The organism is Ancylobacter rudongensis (assembly GCF_900100155.1).
In the GTDB taxonomy this organism is placed as follows: Bacteria; Pseudomonadota; Alphaproteobacteria; order Rhizobiales; family Xanthobacteraceae; genus Ancylobacter; species Ancylobacter rudongensis.
This window is the reverse complement of record NZ_FMTP01000004.1, coordinates 234,240-252,339: the sequence shown is the minus strand read 5'-3', so window position 1 is coordinate 252,339 and position 18,100 is coordinate 234,240. Positions and strand designations below refer to the sequence as shown.

General features: G+C 69.9%; 14 protein-coding genes. 9 read left to right on the top strand and 5 right to left on the bottom strand.

Annotation, left to right across the window (positions count from 1 at the left end):
- From mch to BLO63_RS12415, 3 genes are read left to right on the top strand one after another with little or no spacing between them, the layout of a single operon-like run.
- The gene (mch, locus tag BLO63_RS12425) at window positions 1-972 is read left to right on the top strand and encodes a methenyltetrahydromethanopterin cyclohydrolase (RefSeq protein ID WP_091440932.1); all 972 of its coding nucleotides are present in this window, start codon (window positions 1-3) and stop codon (window positions 970-972) included.
- Window positions 969-1,889, top strand: coding sequence for a RimK family alpha-L-glutamate ligase (locus tag BLO63_RS12420; RefSeq protein ID WP_091440929.1), 921 nt, complete (start codon window positions 969-971; stop codon window positions 1,887-1,889). Before mch ends, BLO63_RS12420 begins: the two co-directional genes overlap by 4 nt.
- Window positions 1,886-2,710 (top strand): triphosphoribosyl-dephospho-CoA synthase, encoded by an 825-nt coding sequence (locus tag BLO63_RS12415; protein ID WP_091440927.1) that lies wholly within the window; start codon window positions 1,886-1,888, stop codon window positions 2,708-2,710. Before BLO63_RS12420 ends, BLO63_RS12415 begins: the two co-directional genes overlap by 4 nt.
- Here BLO63_RS12415 and BLO63_RS12410 read toward each other — a convergent pair.
- On the bottom strand, window positions 2,700-3,398 hold the full coding sequence (locus BLO63_RS12410) for a HisA/HisF-related TIM barrel protein (protein WP_244517847.1): 699 nt from the start codon (window positions 3,396-3,398) through the stop codon (window positions 2,700-2,702). The two genes, BLO63_RS12415 and BLO63_RS12410, sit on opposite strands and share 11 nt — an antisense overlap.
- Before the next feature lie 30 nt (window positions 3,399-3,428).
- Here BLO63_RS12410 and BLO63_RS12405 point away from each other — a divergent pair, with 30 nt between their 5' ends.
- The 4 genes from BLO63_RS12405 (at window position 3,429) to pepN (ending at window position 8,605) form a co-directional block, all read left to right on the top strand.
- Window positions 3,429-4,403, top strand: coding sequence for an ATP-grasp domain-containing protein (locus BLO63_RS12405; protein WP_091440922.1), 975 nt, complete (start codon window positions 3,429-3,431; stop codon window positions 4,401-4,403).
- The gene (locus tag BLO63_RS12400) at window positions 4,400-5,443 is read left to right on the top strand and encodes a hydantoinase/oxoprolinase family protein (RefSeq protein WP_091440921.1); all 1,044 of its coding nucleotides are present in this window, start codon (window positions 4,400-4,402) and stop codon (window positions 5,441-5,443) included. Before BLO63_RS12405 ends, BLO63_RS12400 begins: the two co-directional genes overlap by 4 nt.
- 30 nt (window positions 5,444-5,473) lie before the next feature.
- Window positions 5,474-5,866, top strand: coding sequence for a dihydroneopterin aldolase (gene folB, locus BLO63_RS12395; protein ID WP_091440918.1), 393 nt, complete (start codon window positions 5,474-5,476; stop codon window positions 5,864-5,866).
- A gap of 90 nt (window positions 5,867-5,956) precedes the next feature.
- Window positions 5,957-8,605: an aminopeptidase N gene (pepN, locus tag BLO63_RS12390; RefSeq protein WP_091440915.1), complete on the top strand. Its 2,649-nt coding sequence runs from the start codon at window positions 5,957-5,959 to the stop codon at window positions 8,603-8,605.
- A gap of 62 nt (window positions 8,606-8,667) precedes the next feature.
- On the opposite strand, the gene fae is transcribed toward pepN, so the two are convergent.
- Window positions 8,668-9,207, bottom strand: coding sequence for a formaldehyde-activating enzyme (fae, locus tag BLO63_RS12385; RefSeq protein WP_018389907.1), 540 nt, complete (start codon window positions 9,205-9,207; stop codon window positions 8,668-8,670).
- 405 nt (window positions 9,208-9,612) lie between these two features.
- On the opposite strand from fae, the gene BLO63_RS12380 reads away from it, so the two are divergent.
- Window positions 9,613-11,817 (top strand): PAS domain-containing sensor histidine kinase, encoded by a 2,205-nt coding sequence (locus tag BLO63_RS12380; RefSeq protein ID WP_091440913.1) that lies wholly within the window; start codon window positions 9,613-9,615, stop codon window positions 11,815-11,817.
- Between the two features lie 6 nt (window positions 11,818-11,823).
- A complete protein-coding gene (locus BLO63_RS12375) occupies window positions 11,824-12,939 on the top strand; it encodes an NAD(P)/FAD-dependent oxidoreductase (RefSeq protein WP_091440910.1) in 1,116 nt (371 codons plus the stop codon).
- 13 nt (window positions 12,940-12,952) lie between these two features.
- Here BLO63_RS12375 and BLO63_RS12370 read toward each other — a convergent pair whose 3' ends face one another.
- From BLO63_RS12370 to BLO63_RS12360, 3 genes are read right to left on the bottom strand one after another with little or no spacing between them, the layout of a single operon-like run.
- Complete coding sequence (locus BLO63_RS12370; protein ID WP_091440907.1) at window positions 12,953-15,934, bottom strand: bifunctional [glutamine synthetase] adenylyltransferase/[glutamine synthetase]-adenylyl-L-tyrosine phosphorylase; 2,982 nt, start codon at window positions 15,932-15,934, stop codon at window positions 12,953-12,955.
- Window positions 15,935-15,959: 25 nt separating this feature from the next.
- Window positions 15,960-17,381 (bottom strand): sensor histidine kinase, encoded by a 1,422-nt coding sequence (locus tag BLO63_RS12365; RefSeq protein WP_091440904.1) that lies wholly within the window; start codon window positions 17,379-17,381, stop codon window positions 15,960-15,962.
- Entirely contained in the window at window positions 17,365-18,045 is a 681-nt protein-coding gene (locus BLO63_RS12360) for a response regulator transcription factor (RefSeq protein WP_205409322.1), read from the bottom strand. The genes BLO63_RS12365 and BLO63_RS12360 overlap by 17 nt, the downstream gene beginning before the upstream one ends.
- Between the last annotated feature and the right edge of the window lie 55 nt (window positions 18,046-18,100).

Sequence of the window (18,100 nt, the reverse complement as noted above, 5' to 3'; positions counted from 1 at the left end):
ATGGCGGACCTTATTCTGGACGGGCTGAAGCCGAGCGTTGCGGCGCTGGCGGCGCCCCTCGTCGACCATCTCGTCGCCAACGCCACCACGCTGCGGCTCGGCGTAAGCCAAAGCCCCTGCGGCGCCCGCCTCGTCGATGCCGGCATCGCCGCGCGCGGCGGGCTGGAAGCCGGCCGGCGCATCGCCGAAATCTGCCTTGGCGGCCTCGGCTCGGTCAGCCTCGGCACCAGCGGGCGGTTTCCGCGCTGGGGCACGATGGTGACGGTGACGACCGCCGATCCGGTCATCGCCTGCCTCGGCAGCCAATATGCCGGCTGGAGCCTCGCGGAAGGCGACTTCTTCGCCCTCGGCTCGGGCCCGGCCCGCGCGCTGTGGGGCAAGGAAGCGCTGTTCGAGGAGCTCGGCTACCGCGACAGCGCCGACCAGGCCTGCCTGGTGCTGGAAGTCGACAAGCTGCCGCCTGATGTGCTGGTCGCCCGCATCGCCGAGGAATGCGGCATCGCGCCGGAGAAGCTGACGCTGATCCTCACCCCTACCTCAAGCCTCGCCGGCACGGTGCAGATCGTCGCCCGGGTGCTGGAAGTGGCGCTGCACAAGGCGCATGCGCTGCATTTCCCGCTCGACCGGGTGATCGACGGCATCGGTGCCTCACCGTTGCCGCCGCCGGCGCCGGACTTCGTCGCCGCCATGGGTCGCACGAATGACGCCACACTCTATGGCGGCGACGTGCAGCTCTTCGTCACCGGGCCGGAGGACGAGGCCCGCGCGCTGGCGGAAGGCCTGCCCAGTTCCTCCTCGCGCGACCATGGCCGCACCTTCGCGGAAATCTTCACCGCCTATAAGGGCGATTTCTACGCCATGGACCCGATGCTGTTCAGCCCCGCCCGCGTCACCGTGACGGCGCTGGAAACCGGCCGCAGCTTCACCTTCGGCGCGTTCCACGACGACATTCTGGAGCGCTCCTTCGCATGAGGCTGGAACGGTCCGATACGGTCGTCATCTTCACCGAGGATGCCGACTGGCACACCCGCCGGCTGAAGGCGGCGATCGAGCGCGAGGGCTTCGACGTCCTCGTGCTGTCTCTAAATGATTGCGGCTTCGCGATCGGCGGCACCGCCCACGGGCTGGTGCTGCCGGGCCTCGGCGACGCTCTGCCGGCCGCCGCCTTCGTGCGCCTCATCGCCAAGGGCTCGACCGAGCAGATCACCGCCCGGCTCGGGCTGCTGCACGCGCTCACCGCACTGGGGGTGAAGGTGATGAACGACGCCCGCGCGGTCGAGCGCTGTGTCGACAAGTCGATGACCAGCTTTCTGATCGCGCAGGCCGGCCTGCCCACCCCGCGCAGCTTCGTCAGCGAGGACCGCGCGGCGATGCAGGCGCTGCTCGACGCCGCGCCGGGCGACATGGTGCTCAAACCCCTGTTCGGCGCCCAGGGGCGCGGCATCCGTCGCCTCTCGCCGCGCGCCCTGCTGCCCGAGCCGGAAAAGGTCGGCGGCCTGTATTATCTCCAGGATTTCGTCGCCGCGCCCGAGGCGGAGAGCTATCAGGATTGGCGCGTCTTCGTCATCGGCGGCAAGGTGACCGGCGCCATGCTGCGCCGCTCGCCGGTGTGGATCACCAATATCCACCAGGGCGCGGTCGGCGTGCCGGCACCCTTCGATGCCCACGCCCATGATCTCGCCATCCGCGCCACGGCGGCGGTGGGCGCCGATTATGCCGGGGTAGACCTGATCGAGGATGCGAGAGGGCAGCTTCAGGTGCTGGAGGTCAATTCCATGCCGGCCTGGAAGGGCCTGCAGAAGGCGATCGAGGTCGACATCGCAGCAATGCTGGCCCACCACCTCGCGGCCCAGCTGGCCTCACCCCGGCGCGTGGCCGTGCCGGCATGAACGCCGACGCCATCGTCGCCGCCTTCCGCGCCGCCTGCCATGCCGAACTCGACGCGCTGAAGGCGGGCAATGTCCACCGCTTCAGCGCCGGCCACGGCATGGAGGTGGCGCATTTCGAACGCGCGGCGCATGCAGCGGCGGCCCCTCTCGCCGCGCCGGGAGAACGTGTGGGCACGCGGATCGAGGCGGCGGTGGCGGCCTCGCTGGCGGCGACCGGCCTCAACACCAATCTCGGCATCATTCTCCTCTGCGCGCCGTTGGCGGCGGCGGCGGAACGGCCCGGCGCGCTGCGGGTGAACCTGCAGGCGGTGCTCGCCAGCCTCGACATCACCGACGCGCAGGCCGCCTTCCGCGCCATCGCCGCCGCCAATCCGGGCGGGCTCGGCCGGCATGGCGCGCATGATGTCGCCGCGCCCGCCCGCATCGGACTGGTCGAGGCCATGGCGGAAGCAGCCGGCCGCGACCGCATCGCCCGGCAATATGTCAGCGGCTTCGCGGACGTGTTTGACATCGGTCTCGCCCGCATCGCCGCGCTCGCCGATGCCGAGCCGGACGCGCGCACCGAGGCGGTGCATCTCACCTTCATGGCCGCCTTCCCGGACAGCCACATCGCCCGCAAATTCGGCGACGCCAGCGCCGAACAGGTGCGTGCGGAGGCGGCGGAGGTCGCGGGCATTGTGGATTTCCGCGCCCCCGCAGGGATACGCCGCGCGCCGCTTCACGCCTTCGACGTCCGCCTGAAGGCGCGCGGCCTCAACCCCGGCACCAGCGCCGACCTCACCGTGGCGACCCTGTTCGCTGGCGCTCTGCTCACCCCATGAACGCCGCGACATCCTCGCGCGACAGCCGCCCGTCATGCAGCGCGCTGGCCAGCAAGACGCCGGCGACGCCGAGGTTGGCCAGACGATGAAGGTCGCCGGCATCCCGCACCCCGCCTGCGGCATAGACGCGCCGGCCGTCCGCCCGCGCGAGAATGGCGGACAGGCGCTCCATGTCAGGCCCCTGCCCGGCGCCGACCCGCGCCAGCGTCATCACGATCACCGCCTCCGGCCAGAGATTGGCGTCGGCGTGCAGTTCGGACGGCCCACGCGGGCCTTCCGGCCCGTAGTCGAGCGAGAGCAATCCCGCGCCGCTGGCCAGCGCCGCCTTGGCTACGGCAAGATCGGCAAGGCTTTCGCTGCCGATCACCGGCCGGCCCGGTCCGCCCGCGACACGGCGGGCGAGCGCGGCGGCGGACGCCTCTCCCGCATCGACCCACAGAGCGAGCCCGGGATGGCGCACGGCGAGGGCCTCCAGCACCGCGTCATGGCCCCGGCCGCCGGCAATGGCGTCGAGATCGGCGATATAGAGCGTGCGGAAGGCGCCGAGCGCCAGCAGGCCCTCGGCCACATCCTGCGGCGCGGCGCTGGCGGAGAGCGGTGTCTCGATCGGGCGATAGGCCTCACGGGCGCCGCGCCGTGCGTGGACCACCGCACCTCCCATCAGGTCGATCACGGGTATAAGTTCCACTTTCGACGTTCCTCTCTGGCACTTTGGTAGATGTTGGTCTTTGTCGTTGAAACGATCACCGGGGGCGGCGCCCTCGGTTCGGAGCTGCCGGCGTCGCTGATAGCCGAAGGCACGCTGATGCGCGACACGTTGATCTGCGATCTGGAGGACCTGCCGGGCGTGCGGGTGATCACCACCCATGATGCGCGCTTTCCCGCGCCGCCGCGCGGCACCAGCACGGCGCTGCGCCTCGGCGACGATCCGCGCTCGATCTGGCGGCTGATGGCGCAGGAGGCCGATTGCTGCTGGCCCATCGCGCCGGAGAGCGGCGGCGTTCTCGAAGGGCTGGTGCGCGACTTCCGCGCCCAGTGCCGGCGCGTGGTGGCGCCGGAGGCGGAAACCATCGCCCTGTGCGCTAGCAAGAGCCGCACCGCGCAGGCGCTGGTGGCGGCGGGCGTGAAGGTCGTTCCCACCTGGCCGCTCGAGGCGCTGCCCGAGGGCATGGGCGGGCCCTTCGTGCTGAAGCCGGATGACGGCGCCGGCGGGCTCGGCCTGCGCGTTCTCGATCACCGCCCGACGCCGCCCCTGGCGGCCGACCACGTCGTCCAGCCCTATATCGAAGGCGAGGCGGCGAGCCTCACTTTGCTCTGCCAAAGCGGCCGCACCCATGTGCTCACCGCCAATCGCCAGCATATCGTGCGGGCGAACGGCACGCTGCGCTTCACCGGCGTCACCGTCGGCGCCTTCCCGGTCGACGACACGCTGCGCGCCTTCGGGGAGAGCGTGGGCGCGGCGCTGCCGGGGCTGCACGGGCTGGTCGGCGTGGATTATATCGCTACCGCTGAAGGGCCGGTGGCGGTGGAGGTCAATCCGCGCCTCACCACCTCCTATGCCGGCCTGCGCCGGGCGCTGGCGGTCAATCCTCTGGCCTTCATGGCCGAGTTCATTCGCGATGGCGTGGTGCCGGATCTGCCGCACCTGCCGCCCGCGCGTCCTGTCGACATTGTGCCTGAGGAATTGCCGTGAAGAGAATTGCCCGCCTGGGATGGGATGTCGGCGGCGCCCATGTGAAGCTTGCCGCCTTCGGGCAGGATGGACGGCTGAAAGCCGTGCGGATCGCCCCCTGCCCGGTGTGGAAGGGCGAGGAGACGCTCGCCGGTGCCCTGCGCGAATTGCGCGCCGAGTTCGAGCCCGGCGTGCCCTCCGCCGTCACCATGACCGCCGAGGGTGCCGATTTGTGGCCGGATCGCCGCGCCGGCGTGGTCGGTACGGCGGCGATCTTGATGCGCGAGCTTGCCGGTGCCCCGCTGGCCCTGTTCGCCGGGCCGGAGGGCTTCGTCCCGCCCGAGCGTGCCGCCGAGCACGCCGACCACATCGCCTCCGCCAACTGGTACGCCGCCGCCGCCGTGCTCTCGCATCTGCTACCCGGCGGCATTCTGGTCGACATCGGCTCGACCACCACCGACCTCATCCCCTTCGACAGCGGACGGGTAACGGCGCGCGGCTTCACCGACGCCGAGCGCCTCGCCAGCAACGAGCTTGTCTATACCGGCACCGCCCGCACCCCGGTCATGGCTCTGGCCCATGAGGCGCCGTTCGAGGGGCGGTGGCTGGCGCTGATGGCCGAGCATTTTGCCACCACGGCGGATATCCACCGCCTCACCGGGGCGCTTGCCGAGGATGCCGACCTCCACCCCAGCGCCGATGGCGGGCCGAAGACGATCGAGGCCAGCGCCCGGCGGCTGCTGCGGATGATCGGCCAGGATTTTTCGCCCGCTCTGCTGCCCAAGGCGCGGGCTCTGGCCCGCCACCTCGCCGAGGCGCAGCTTGCCCGCATCGGACGCGCCTTCGACTGCGTCGCCTCCGCCCAGGAGAACGGCCCCGAACTTTTGGTCGGCGCCGGCGTTGGTCGGTTCATGGCGGCACGGCTCGCCGAGCGGCGCGACCTCGCCTATCTCGACCTCGCCGACGTGCTGACCGACGATCCTGCCCTGTCCCGCCAGGCGGCGGATTGCGCGCCCGCCGTAGCCGTCGGCCTGCTCGCCGCCGCCCTCGACGCCGCCTGACCCACCCTCGCACGTACCGGAACCCTGCCCATGTCCGAGCGCCCCATGGCCGAGCGCATCCAATCCGACCGCGTCTTCCTTCGCGGCGTCGAGCTGCACGCCACCCATGGCCTACTTGAGGAGGAGGCGCGGCTTGGCCAGCGCTTCATCGTCGACATCGACTGGTGGCTGGACGCCGGCGACGCCGCAGCCCATGACGATTACAGCGAGACCGTCGGCTACGAGAAGGTGTTCGAGGTCATCCACGAGGTCTCGACCGGCCACCGCTTCCACATTCTGGAAGCCTTCGCCCAGGCGATCGCCGAGGCGGTGCTTGCCCGCTTCCCGCGTGTGGAAAAGGTCCGGGTCGAACTGCACAAGCCCTCCGCGCCGATCGCCGGCATCTTTCGCGATGCCGGGGTCGAGATCACCCGTACGCGTTGACCCTCGCCAAGATCGGGCTTCAAGGCTTCCGGTACGGAGCCGAAGCGCTTACCTCTAGGGCCTCTGCCCGCCTTCTGCCTGGAGTCGACCATGTCGCGCGATGCCGTGCCCCCGCCTGTCCGCCTTGGCGACTACCGGCCGCCGGACTGGCTTGTCGACACCGTGCATCTGGATGTGCGCCTCCACCCCAGCGCCGCCCGCATCGTCGCCCGGCTGACGATGCGGCCGAACCCGGCGGGGCGCGCAGGCTCGCCCATCGTGCTCGATGGCGATGAACTCAGCCTGAAAGCGATCACGCTGGACGGCGTGCCGCTGGCCGGCACCGCTTATGTCGTCACCCCGACGGCACTGACCCTGCTCGCCCCGCCGCAGCGGCCGCTGACGCTGGAGATCGAGACGGTAGTAAACCCGTCCGCCAACACCAAGCTGATGGGCCTCTACCGCTCCAGCGGCACCTATTGCACCCAGTGCGAAGCGGAAGGCTTCCGCCGCATCACCTATTTCCCTGACCGGCCGGACGTGCTCGCCGTCTACACCACCCGCATCGAGGCCGAGCGGGAGGAAGCGCCCGTTCTGCTGGGCAACGGCAATCCGGTGGAGAGCGGCGCAGTAGAGGGCACCAGCCGCCATTACGCGGTGTGGCACGATCCCTGGCCGAAGCCCTGCTACCTGTTCGCCCTCGTCGGCGGACGGCTTGACCGCATTACCGAGGATTTCGTCACCGCCACCGGCAAGAAGGTCGCGCTCGGAATCTATGTCGAGCCCGGCAAGACCGAGCGGGCGGGCTACGCCATGGACGCGCTCAAGCGCTCCATGCGCTGGGACGAGGAGGTGTTCGGCTGCGAATACGACCTGGACGTGTTCAACATCGTCGCCGTGGCCGATTTCAACATGGGGGCGATGGAGAACAAGGGGCTGAACATCTTCAACGACAAATATGTCCTCGCCAGCCCGCAGACCGCGACGGACGCCGACTACGCCAATATCGAAGCGATCATCGCCCATGAGTATTTTCACAACTGGACCGGCAACCGCATCACCTGCCGCGACTGGTTCCAGCTGTGCCTCAAGGAAGGCCTAACCGTCTTCCGCGACCAGGAATTCTCCGCGGATGCGCGCTCGCGCCCGGTCAAGCGCATCAGCGATGTCCGGCTGCTGAAGGGCCACCAGTTCCCCGAGGATGCCGGCCCGCTGGCACATCCGGTGCGTCCCGACAGCTACCGCGAGATCAACAATTTCTACACCGCCACCGTCTACGAGAAAGGCGCGGAAGTGGTGCGGATGCTGAAGACGCTGCTGGGCGAGGAGGGCTTCCGGGCCGGCATGGACCTCTATCTCGACCGTCATGACGGCGATGCCGCGACGGTGGAGGACTTCCTCACCTGCTTCGCCGACGCCAATGGCGTCGACCTGACACAGTTCGCCCTGTGGTACGCGCAGTCCGGCACCCCGCAGGTCACGGTGAGCGGCAGCTGGGACGCGGCCGCGCGCAGCTACCGGCTCGATGTGGTGCAGACGCTGCCGCCGACGCCGGGGCAGAGCGAGAAGCAGCCCATGCTCATCCCCCTCGCGGTCGGCCTTGTCGGCCCCGACGGGCAGGATTTGCCGCTCACCCTCGATGATGGCAGCAATGCCGAACGCGGCGTGCTGCTGGTCACGCAGCCGCGCCAGAGCTTCGTCTTCCGCGACATCGCCCAGCGCCCGGTGCCCTCGCTCAATCGCGGCTTCTCGGCGCCGGTGAAGCTCTCCAGCGACATGTCGACGGCGGACCTGCTGTTTCTCGCCCGTCATGACAGCGACCCGTTCAACCGCTTCGACGCCGCCCAGACCATCGCGCTCGGCCATCTGGTGGAGGCGACCGCCGCCGCCCGCGCCGGCGCCGATCTGCCGGCGCCGGACGCGCTGGTCGCAGCGCTTGGCGCGACGCTGGACGATGGCACGCTGGACCCGGCCTTCGTGGCGCAGGCACTCTCCATCCCCTCGGAAACCGACGTCGCCCGCGAGATCGGCGAGGATGTCGACCCGGATGCGATCCATTTCGCCCGCACAACGCTGCGCCAGGCGGTCAGCGCGGCGCTGGCGCCGGCGCTGGAGGCCGCCTATATCAGGCACGCCCCTTCGGGCGCCTATTCGCCGGAGGCCGCCTCGGCCGGGCAGCGCGCGCTGCGCAACACCTGCCTCGATCTTCTTGCCGCCGGCGGCACGGCGGAAAGCCTCGCCCGGGCACAGGCGCATTTCGAGACGGCCGACAACATGACCGACCGCTTCTTCGCCCTCTCGCTGCTGGCTCACGCGGCGCCGCAGGCGCGCGAGGCGGCGCTGGCCGCCTTCCATGAGCGGTTCCGCGACGACCCGCTGGTGGTCGACAAATGGATGGCGCTGCAGGCGCAGATCGCCGAACCGCAGGCGCTGGAGCGGGTGCGCGGGCTTACCCACCATGCGGCCTTCGCCTGGAGCAACCCGAACCGGGTGCGGGCGCTGATCGGCAGCTTCGCCGGGCTCAACCCGACGCAGTTCCACCGGATCGACGGCGCCGGCCATGAACTGGTGGCCGACGCGGTGATCGACATTGACGGGCGCAACCCGCAGCTCGCCGCCCGGCTGCTCGCCGCTTTCAAGAGCTGGCGCTCGCTGGAGCCGGTGCGGCGCGCTTCGGCCGAGGCAGCGCTGCGGCGCGTCGCCGACAAGCCCGGCCTGTCGCCTGATGTGACCGACATCGTCGGCCGCTCGCTCGGCTGACCCTCGCGGACCACCGCGTCATCCCGGCCGGCAGCGCCGCCGGGTGACGCGGCAAGCCGCGCTCAGTACTCGACCACGCCGTCGAGCGCGTAGTGCTTGATCGTCTTGCGGTTGGCGATCAGCTCGTCCACCGTCGGCTTGCCGGTCATCGCCCGCTCCAGCGCCAGCTTCATCGCCTCGTAATTGGTGCGGTAGAGATCGGCCTTGTCGAGATTGGCATCCTCGGCGCAGCGCGGGTCGAGCCACACCATTACGATCATGCACAGCTCGTCCGCCTGGTCCTTCGGCAGGATGCCCTCGCTGAGCGCGTCGACGATGGCGTCGCCAATAGCGCCCTGCACCACGCCGCCGAGCAGGTCGACATATTCCAGCGTGTGGATGGTGGCCTTGGTGGTCATCATCGTCGCCGGGCGCACCTGCTGGTTCAGGTCGCGCACCACGAACATGCGGGTGTGCCCCTGCACCTGCCCCATCATCGAGGCGAAGGCATGCCCGGCGGGGCCGCGCACCGAGCCGATCAGAACCTCCGGCATCGCGTCGGTGAACTGCCCGTCGGCAGCGAGAACCGTCGCTTCGCCGGTACGGAACCAGATGTCGCTCATGTGAACCTCTTTATTTCAGCAGCCACCCGCAAACCGGGCAAAAGCGCATAGCACCGGCGCCTGCGCGACGTCCATGCGGCGTGGTTGTCGGCAGGCGACACCCCGCTTGTCCGGCCGCGCCACCCACCCAGGCACCCTCGCCACCTCCGCAGGTTGCTGAATCGTTAACTTGACTCCCCGGGACTCTGGACAGTGGGGGGCCATATCGATTCAAATCGGAGTGATTCGGAGAGATGCGGCACATCGCTCCTATCGGACTGGGAACGGGTTTTGGGACTTCGGGGGAGACCGGCGATGGCGCGCGCCAACGCTGCAGGCGCATCCGTGCGCGTACAGGCCATGAGAGGGCTTGCACGCACCGTGGCGCGACCTGCGTATCAGCGATTGGTCGACGCCGAACCCTTCATGCGCAAGGCCGTTCCGGCGCTGATCATTGCGTTCATCGCCTCGGTCGCCATCGCCGCGATCGTGCAGATCCACGCCTATCGCGCCGACGCTATCGCCAATGCCAAGGATGAGCTGGCGCTGTTTGCCGCCGCCATCGCCAGCGAAGCCGGCCGCCTGCCGGCTGGGTCGACGACGCCGGACGCACTGCTGCAGAACAGCCTGCCGCCCCGCGCCGCCGAGGACGGGCGCCGCTATGGCCTGATCGATTCCAGCGGCAAGATCCTCGCCACCCATGACGAGACCGCGACCGCCGCCGAGCAGATCGGCCAGCTTCTCGCCAATACGCAGGCACTCACCATCTTCGCCGAGAATGCCGGCGTGCTCGACGTCATCATGCCCGATGGCGCCGCGGCCCTCGCCACCGTGCGCAACCTGCCCAATGGCGCGCTGCAGCTGGTCGTCGTGCAGCCTCTCTCCGGCGCGCTGGCGACCTGGCGCTCCGACACCGTGCTCACCGTCACACTGCTCTCCACGACAGGGGCAGTGCTGCTGATCCTCGGTTTCGCCTTCCACTGGCAGGCGACCCGCGCCCGCGAGGCCGACGGCATTTACGAGACGGTGCGCGCGCGCATCGACACCGCCCTCTCGCGCGGCCGCTGCGGCCTGTGGGACTGGGACATGGGCCGCGGCCGCATGTTCTGGTCGGACTCGATGTTCGAGATGCTTGGCCACGCCCCGCGCGAGGACCTGATTTCCTTCGGCGAGGTGGCGAGCCTCGTTCATCCCGACGACACCAATCTCTACGACATCGCCCGCGAGATCGCCGACAAGCCCGGCCGCACCATTGATCGCGTCTTCCGCATGAAGCACGCCGACGGCCACTGGGTGTGGCTGCGCGCCCGCGCCGAAGTCGTGCCCCAGCCCAATGGCGAGCCACCCCATCTCGTCGGCATTGCGGTGGACGTCACCGAGGAGCGCCGCCTGGCCGAGCGCACCGCCACCGCCGACATGCGCCTGCGCGACGCCATCGAAAGCATTTCCGAATCCTTCGTGCTGTGGGACGCCTCCAACCGGCTGGTGCTCTGCAACTCGCGGTTCCAGTCGCTCTACGGCATTGGCGACGCCCATGTGGCGCAGGGGACGGAGTTCGAGACCATCGCCTCGCTCGCCCGCCAGCCGGTGGTCCGCATCCCGCTCCGCCCGGAAGACCGGCCGGAAGAGGGCGCTCGCGCCTTCGAGGCGCAGCTGGAAGGCGGGCGCTGGCTGAAGGTCGCCGAGCGCCGCACCAAGGATGGCGGCTACGTCTCGGTCGGCACCGACATCACCGCCCTCAAGCGCCACGAAGAGCGCCTGATGGAGAGCGAGAAGCGGCTGATGGCGCTGGTCGCCGACCTGCGCAAATCGCAGCAGACGCTGGAGCTGCAGGCGCTGCAGCTCGCCGAGCTGGCGCAGAACTATGCCGACGAGAAGACCAAGGCCGAGGACGCCAACCGCGCCAAATCCGAGTTCCTCGCCAATATGAGCCATGAGCTGCGCACGCCGCTCAACGCCATCATCGGCTTCTCCGAGCTGATGGAAAGCGGCCTGTTCGGCCCGCTCGGCAATGACAAGTACAACGAGTACTGTCGCGACATCCGCGATTCCGGCCGCTACCTGCTCGACGTCATCAACGACATTCTCGACATGTCCCGCATCGAGGCCGGCCGCGTACAGCTCAACCTGCAGCCGGTCCGGCTCGACGAGGTGGTCGCCGATGCCATCCGCGTCATGTCGGTGCGGGCCGGCGAGAAGCAGCTCACCATCGTCGACGAATCCGATGCCGCCGTGGCCGTCGAGGCCGACAAGCGGGCGCTCAAGCAGATCACCCTCAACCTGCTGTCCAACGCCATCAAGTTCACCCCCGAGCAGGGCCGCGTCAGCCTGCGCACGCGCCGCTCCAAGCACGCGGCGCTGCTCGTCATCGAGGACAGCGGCATCGGCATCGCCAAGAGCGCGCTGGCCAAGATCGGCCGCCCGTTCGAGCAGGTGGAGAGCCAGTTCACCAAGACCCACAAGGGGTCCGGCCTCGGCCTCGCCATCGCCAAGTCGCTGGTGGAACTGCATGGCGGCTCGATGCGCATCCGCTCCTCCGAGGGTGTCGGTACCACGGTGGTGATCCGCCTGCCCTTGAATGGCCGCCCGGCGTTGCAATACCGTACCGGCCGCTCTTCCGTCGCCGAGTAGCCTTGCATGCACAGCCCTGAAGAACATGCCGTCGACTGCGTCGTCGCCGGCGCCGGCGTGGTCGGCCTCGCCATTGCCCGTGCGCTGGCCCAAAAGGGTCGCGACGTACTGGTGCTGGAAGCCACCGGCCTTGTCGGCTCGGATACCTCGGCCCGCAACAGCGAGGTCATCCATGCCGGCCTCTATTACGCACCCGGCACGCTGAAGGCCCGGCTCTGCGTTGAGGGCCGTGAAGCGCTCTATGCCTATTGCGAGGCGCGCGGCATTCCGCACCGGCGCACCGGCAAGCTCATTGTCGCCACAAGCCCGGCGGAGACCGACAAGCTCGCCGCCATCAATGCCCACGCCCACGCCTGCGGCGTCACCGACCTCCAGCCGCTGAGCGGCGCCGAGGCGCGGGCGCTGGAGCCGGCATTGAACGCCGAAGCCGCGCTGCTCTCGCCCTCCACCGGCATCATCGACAGCCATGCGCTGATGCTCGCCTTGCGCGGCGATCTGGAAGATTGCGGCGGCATGATCGCCTTCAACGCGCCCATCCTCTCCGGCGAGGCGACGGCGCGGGGGATCGTCCTCGACATTGGCGGCCCGGAGCCGATGCGGCTGTCCTGCGCCAGCTTCATCAACGCCGCCGGCCACGGCGCCGTGCCGCTCGCGCGTTCGATCGCCGGCCTCCCGGAAAGAGCGATCCCGCCGGCCTATTTCTGCAAGGGCTCCTATTTCACCCTGTCGGGCCGGGCACCGTTCTCCCGGCTGATCTACCCGGTGCCGGAACAGGCGGGGCTGGGCGTGCACCTGACGCTCGATCTCGGCGGCCAGGCCCGCTTCGGGCCGGACACCGAATGGATCGACGCACCGGACTATGCCGTCGACCCCCGGCGCGGCGACGTGTTCTATGCCGCCATCCGCCGCTACTGGCCGGCGCTGCCGGACGGGGCGCTGAACCCCGCCTATGCCGGCATCCGGCCGAAGATCGTGCCCGCCGGCGCCCCGGCGGCGGATTTCCGCATCGACGGCCCGGCCGAGCACGGCGTGGCGGGCCTGGTGCAGCTGTTCGGCATCGAATCCCCCGGCCTCACCGCCAGCCTCGCCATCGGCGACCTTGTGGCGGAAAAGCTGGGCTAGGCTCTCTGCTGGGCTAGGCTCTCTTGCGCCGGCGCTTGGGCTCGGCGGCGAGCAGGCGCTCGAAGGTGGCGCGCACCAGGCGCTGGGTCTCGAACAGGTGGGCTTCCAGCGTCGAGAAATCCGGCATCGCTCCCGCACGCGCCAGCAGCCGGCGCAGCGCCGGGCTCGCCTCCGCCGGCTTGAAGGGCTCGGTGATGGCGAGGCGCAGCACCTGCGTCAGGTCGTGCAGCAGCCGACAGGCGTCAGCCAGAAGCTGCCCGTCCTGCACGTCGAGCAGGCCGACGCGCTGCGCCGCCTCGATCACCCGCAGCGTCGAGGTGTCGATGATGCGCGGCTCATGCGCGGCATGGGCGAGCACCAGGTATTGGGCGATGAACTCGATATCGACCAGCCCGCCGCGCGCATATTTGAGATCCCAGGGATCGTCCTCGCCCTTCTCGTCGGCAATGGCGCCGCGCATGTCGACAATGTCGGCGGCGAGACGGTGCGGGTCGCGCTCGCCCGCCAGCACATGGTGGATGGCGCCTTCCACCCGGGCGCGGAAGGCGGGCGAGGCCGCCACCACCCGGGCACGGGTCAGCGCCATATGCTCCCAGGTCCAGGCCTCCTCGGCCTGGTAGACCTCGAAGCGCGGCAGACTTGTCGCCACCGGGCCGGAACGGCCTGAAGGCCGCAGCCGCAGGTCCACCTCATAGAGCTGGCCGGCATTGGTCGGGGTGGTCAGGGCGCTGACGATGCGTTGGGTGAGCCGGGCGAAATACTGGCCGCCATAGAGCGGGCGCGGCCCGTCGCTGTCGGGGTGCTCCTCGTCGAAATCATAGAGCACGATAAGGTCGAGGTCGGAGCCCGCCGTCATCTCCCGCCCACCAAGCTTGCCCATGGCGAGCACCGCCACCTCGGCCCCGGCCAGCGTGCCATGCGCGGCGCGGAAGCGGGCGATCACCCCCTCCTCCAGCGAGCGGATCAGCACATCGGCCAGCCGGGCGAAGGCCTCGCCGGCGCGGGCGGCGGGCAGCGTGCCGGAGAGAATCCGCACGCTGATCAGCACATGGTGCTCCTGCCGGAAGCGGCGGGCGCGGTCGAGCCGGTCTTCCTCGTTCTCCGCCTGGGCGAGATCGGCGGCAAGCCGCGCCGCCAGCTCCGGCTCGTCGGGCAGCGCGCCGAAAAAGGCGGGGTCGAGCAGCGCGTCGAGCAGCGAGGGGCGGTGCGCCAGCATCTCGCCAAGGCGCGGCGCGGTGCCGAGAATGGTCGCGAGCAGCCGCACGAGGTCCGGATTGTGCCGCAGCGCCGCCAGCAGCCGCTGCGCGGTCGGCATTTCGCGGAAGAAGCGGTCGGCCGCGTTCAGCCCGGCATCGGGGCCGCCGCCGCGCGCCAGCGCGTCGACCAGCAGCGGCACGATGGCTTCCAGTTCCTCGCGCACGCCCTCGGCGCGCAGCGCGCGGGGCTCGCCCGCCAGCCAGCCGCGCACGGTGGCGCTGGCCGCCTTGGGGTCGGCATAGCCGAGCCGGTGCAGCGTCGCCAGCGTCTCGCGGTCGTCGGCCTCTTCCGGAAATTCGAGCCGCCCCTCCACCGCCGCCCGCGGCGGCGCGTCCTCGAACAGCTTCGAATAGTGGTCCTGCACCCGCGTGAGGCGCTGGGTGAGCGCCTGGGCGAAGCTCTCGCGGTCGGCATAGCCCATGAAGCGGGCGAAGCCGGCCAGTGCGTCCTCGTCCTCCGGCAGGCTGTGAGTCTGGGCGTCGGCCACCATCTGCAGCCGGTGTTCCACCCGCCGCAGAAAGTGGTAGGCCTCGTCGAGCTCCGTGCGTGCGCCCTCGCCGATCCAGCCGGTCTGCGCCAGCACGGCGAGCGCTTCCAGCGTACGCGGGGTGCGCAGGCGCGGGTCACGGCCGCCGGCGATCAGCTGCTGGGTCTGGGCGAAGAACTCGATCTCGCGAATGCCCCCGCGCCCGAGCTTGACGTTGTGCCCCTCCACCGCGATCGCCTCATGGCCGCGAAAGGCGTGGATGTCCTGCTTCATCGCGTGGACATCGGACACCGCCGCATAATCGAGGGCGCGGCGCCAGACGAAGGGGGTGAGCTGCTTGAGGAACTCGTGGCCGAGCGCGATATCCCCGGCGATCGGCCGCGCCTTGATATAGGCGGCGCGCTCCCAGGTGGCGCCCTCGCGCTCGTAATAGTCCAGCGCCGCCTCCACCGACAGCGCGGCCGGCGTCGAGGCCGGGTCGGGCCGCAGGCGCAGGTCGACGCGGGCTACATAGCCCTCGCCGGTGCGCTCCTGGATCAGCTTCACCAGCCGCTGTGTCATCCGCACGAAGAAGGGCGCGGCCTCCACATCCTTGGCCAGCGGCGCGAGGGCGGGATCGTAGAGCACGATCAGGTCGACATCGCTGGAATAGTTGAGTTCGCGCGCGCCATGCTTGCCCATGGCCAAAACGGAGTAGCCGAGGCCCTCCACGCCGGTCTTGCGCAGCTTGCGCGCGCTCATTCCCTCGCGCACCAGAAACGCCACCGCCGCCGCGATGGCGGCATCCGCCGTCGCGGTCAGTTCGGCGGTCACGGTGGCGAGGTCGAACACCCCGCCAATATCGGCCAGCGCGACGGTGAGCGCGGTCAGCGCCCGCAGCCGCCGCAGCGCCGCCATCACGTCCGCCTCGTCGGAAGAGGCCTCCACCGCCGCGACGGTGGCGGCGCGCGCCTCGGCGAGGGCCTGAGCGGGGTCGGTCTCCAGCAGCGCCAGCAGCCGGGCCGGGTCGACGCGGATGAGATCGGTCAGGAACGGCGAATGGTCCGCCACCGCCGCCAGCACGGCGCGGGCCTCGTCATGGGCGGCAAGAAGGGTTTCGAGGCGCACACGAACCGGCCTCGCGGCGCCGGCGAGCGCATCCGCCACCGCCTCGGGAAGCCCCACCGGCACGGGAAAGCCTGGCGCCCGCCGCAACCTCGCAACGAGGCTCTCCGCCGGCGCCACCACCGTCCCGCTCGTGCTTGCCGCCATGCCGTCTTCGCCCCCCTTGCGCGTGTCAGTCCGTTGCCGCCTCGTCGTTGAGGTCGAGCGGCAGGTCGATAACGATCCGCAGTCCCGGATCGTTGCCTTCCAGCGACAGTGTGCCGCCGTGCAGCCGTACCACCGCTGCCACCAGAGACAAGCCCAGGCCGAAACCGGGGCGGGTTCGGCTGGCCTCCAGCCGTACGAAACGCTCCAGCACCCGCGGGCGGTCCGCCTCGGGAATGCCGGGCCCGCGGTCGGCGACCACGAGGCGCAGCCGCTCGCCGTCTCGCCGGGCGGTCAGGGTGACATCACGGCGCGGGCCGGGTGTCCCGCCGGGCATGTCAGGTGCGCTGTACTTGATCGCGTTGTCGAGAAGATTGGCCAGCGCCTGCCCGAACAGCTCGCGCACGCCGCGCATCGGCAGCGGTCCGGCGACCTCGACATGCAGGTCCAGCCCGCTCTCGTCGGCCACCGGCTCGTAGAGCTCCGCTACCCCCGCCACCGTCTCGGCGAGGTCGAAGCGCAGCATCGTCGCACTCGCCTGCCCGGCCTCGGCGCGGGCGATCATCAGCAGCGCGTCGAAGGTGCGGATGAGGCCGTCGGATTCTTCGATGGTGCGCTCGGTGGCGAGACGCCATTCCGGCTCCGACTGCGCCGTGCGCAGCGCATCCTCGGCCCGGTTGCGCAGCCGGGTCAGCGGCGTCTTCAGGTCATGGGCGATGTTGTCCGACACCTGCTTCAGCCCGGCCATCAGCGCCTCGATGCGGTCGAGCATGGCGTTGAGGCTCAGCGCCAGCCGGTCGAACTCATCGCCGGTGCCGGAGACGGCCAGACGGCCGGAAAGGTCGCCGGCCATGATGCCGTCGGAGATCGCCGTCATCTGGTCGATGCGCTTGAGCACGCGGCGGGTGATGAAGAGGCCGCCCGCCATGCCGAGCACCACGAGAAGCGCCAGCCCCCAGACGGCGGGGCCGATGATGATCTGGCGCAGTTCCTCCCGCTCGACGATGTCGCGGCCGATCAGCAGCCGGTATTCGCCGGGCAGGAAGATCACCTGCACCAGGGCGCGGCTCGGCGGGCCGGAGGACTCCTCCGAGCGCAGATAGTCGATTTCCCGCCAACCCTGCCGGTCAAGAATGTTCAACGGCAGGTTAAGCATGTTGCCGGCCAGCGGGTCGCCATTGAAGCTGGCGATGAGCAGCAGGCCGGCATCGGGGGCGCGGGCGCGGCGGTTCACCAGTTGCACGAGGCGGGTGATGCCGCCGCGCTCGAACTGCGCCTGCATGAAGCGGGTGTCGTTCTCGATCGCCTCCACGGCCTGTCGCGTCACCAGCCGCTGGGTGTGCCAGCCGAGATAGGCGATGACCGAGCCGGCGAAGAGGGCGAAGATGAACAGATAGGCCGCGAGAAGCTTGAACGCGGTGGTGCGGAGGAGCTTACCGAGCGCCGTCACGAATGATGTATCCTGCGCCGCGAACCGTGTGGAGCAGCGGCGGATCGAAGCCCTTGTCGATCTTCGCGCGCAGCCGCGAGACGTGAACGTCGATCACGTTGGTCTGCGGGTCGAAATGATAGTCCCACACATTCTCCAGCAGCATGGTGCGGGTCACCACCTGCCCGGCATGGCGCATGAGATACTCCAGCAGCCGGAACTCGCGCGGCTGCAGCACGATCTCCTGGCCGCCACGGGTGCAGCTATGCGCCAGCCGGTCGAGTTCGAGATCGGCGACGCGGTAGACCGTATCGGCCGCCTGCGGCCCACCGCGCCGGGCCAGCGCCTCGACGCGGGCGAGCAGTTCGGTGAAGGCGTAGGGCTTGGGCAGATAATCGTCGCCGCCGGCGCGCAGGCCGGTCACGCGGTCGTCCACCTGGCCGAGGGCGGAAAGGATCAGCGCCGGGGTCTTGTCGCCGCGCCCGCGCAGATCGGCGATGACGGAGAGGCCGTCGCGGCGCGGCAGCATGCGGTCGACGATAAGGACGTCATAGCCACCCTCGCGGGCGAGCACGAGCCCCTCCTCGCCGTCCGAGGCCACGTCCACCACATGGCCCGCCTCGCGGAACGCCTTGCGCAGATAATCGGCGGCGTCGCGGTCGTCCTCGACGATGAGCAGGCGCATGGGCGACTCTTCGGCGCTCTTTCGGGCTGCCCTCCGGATGTCCGCGAGCTCGATG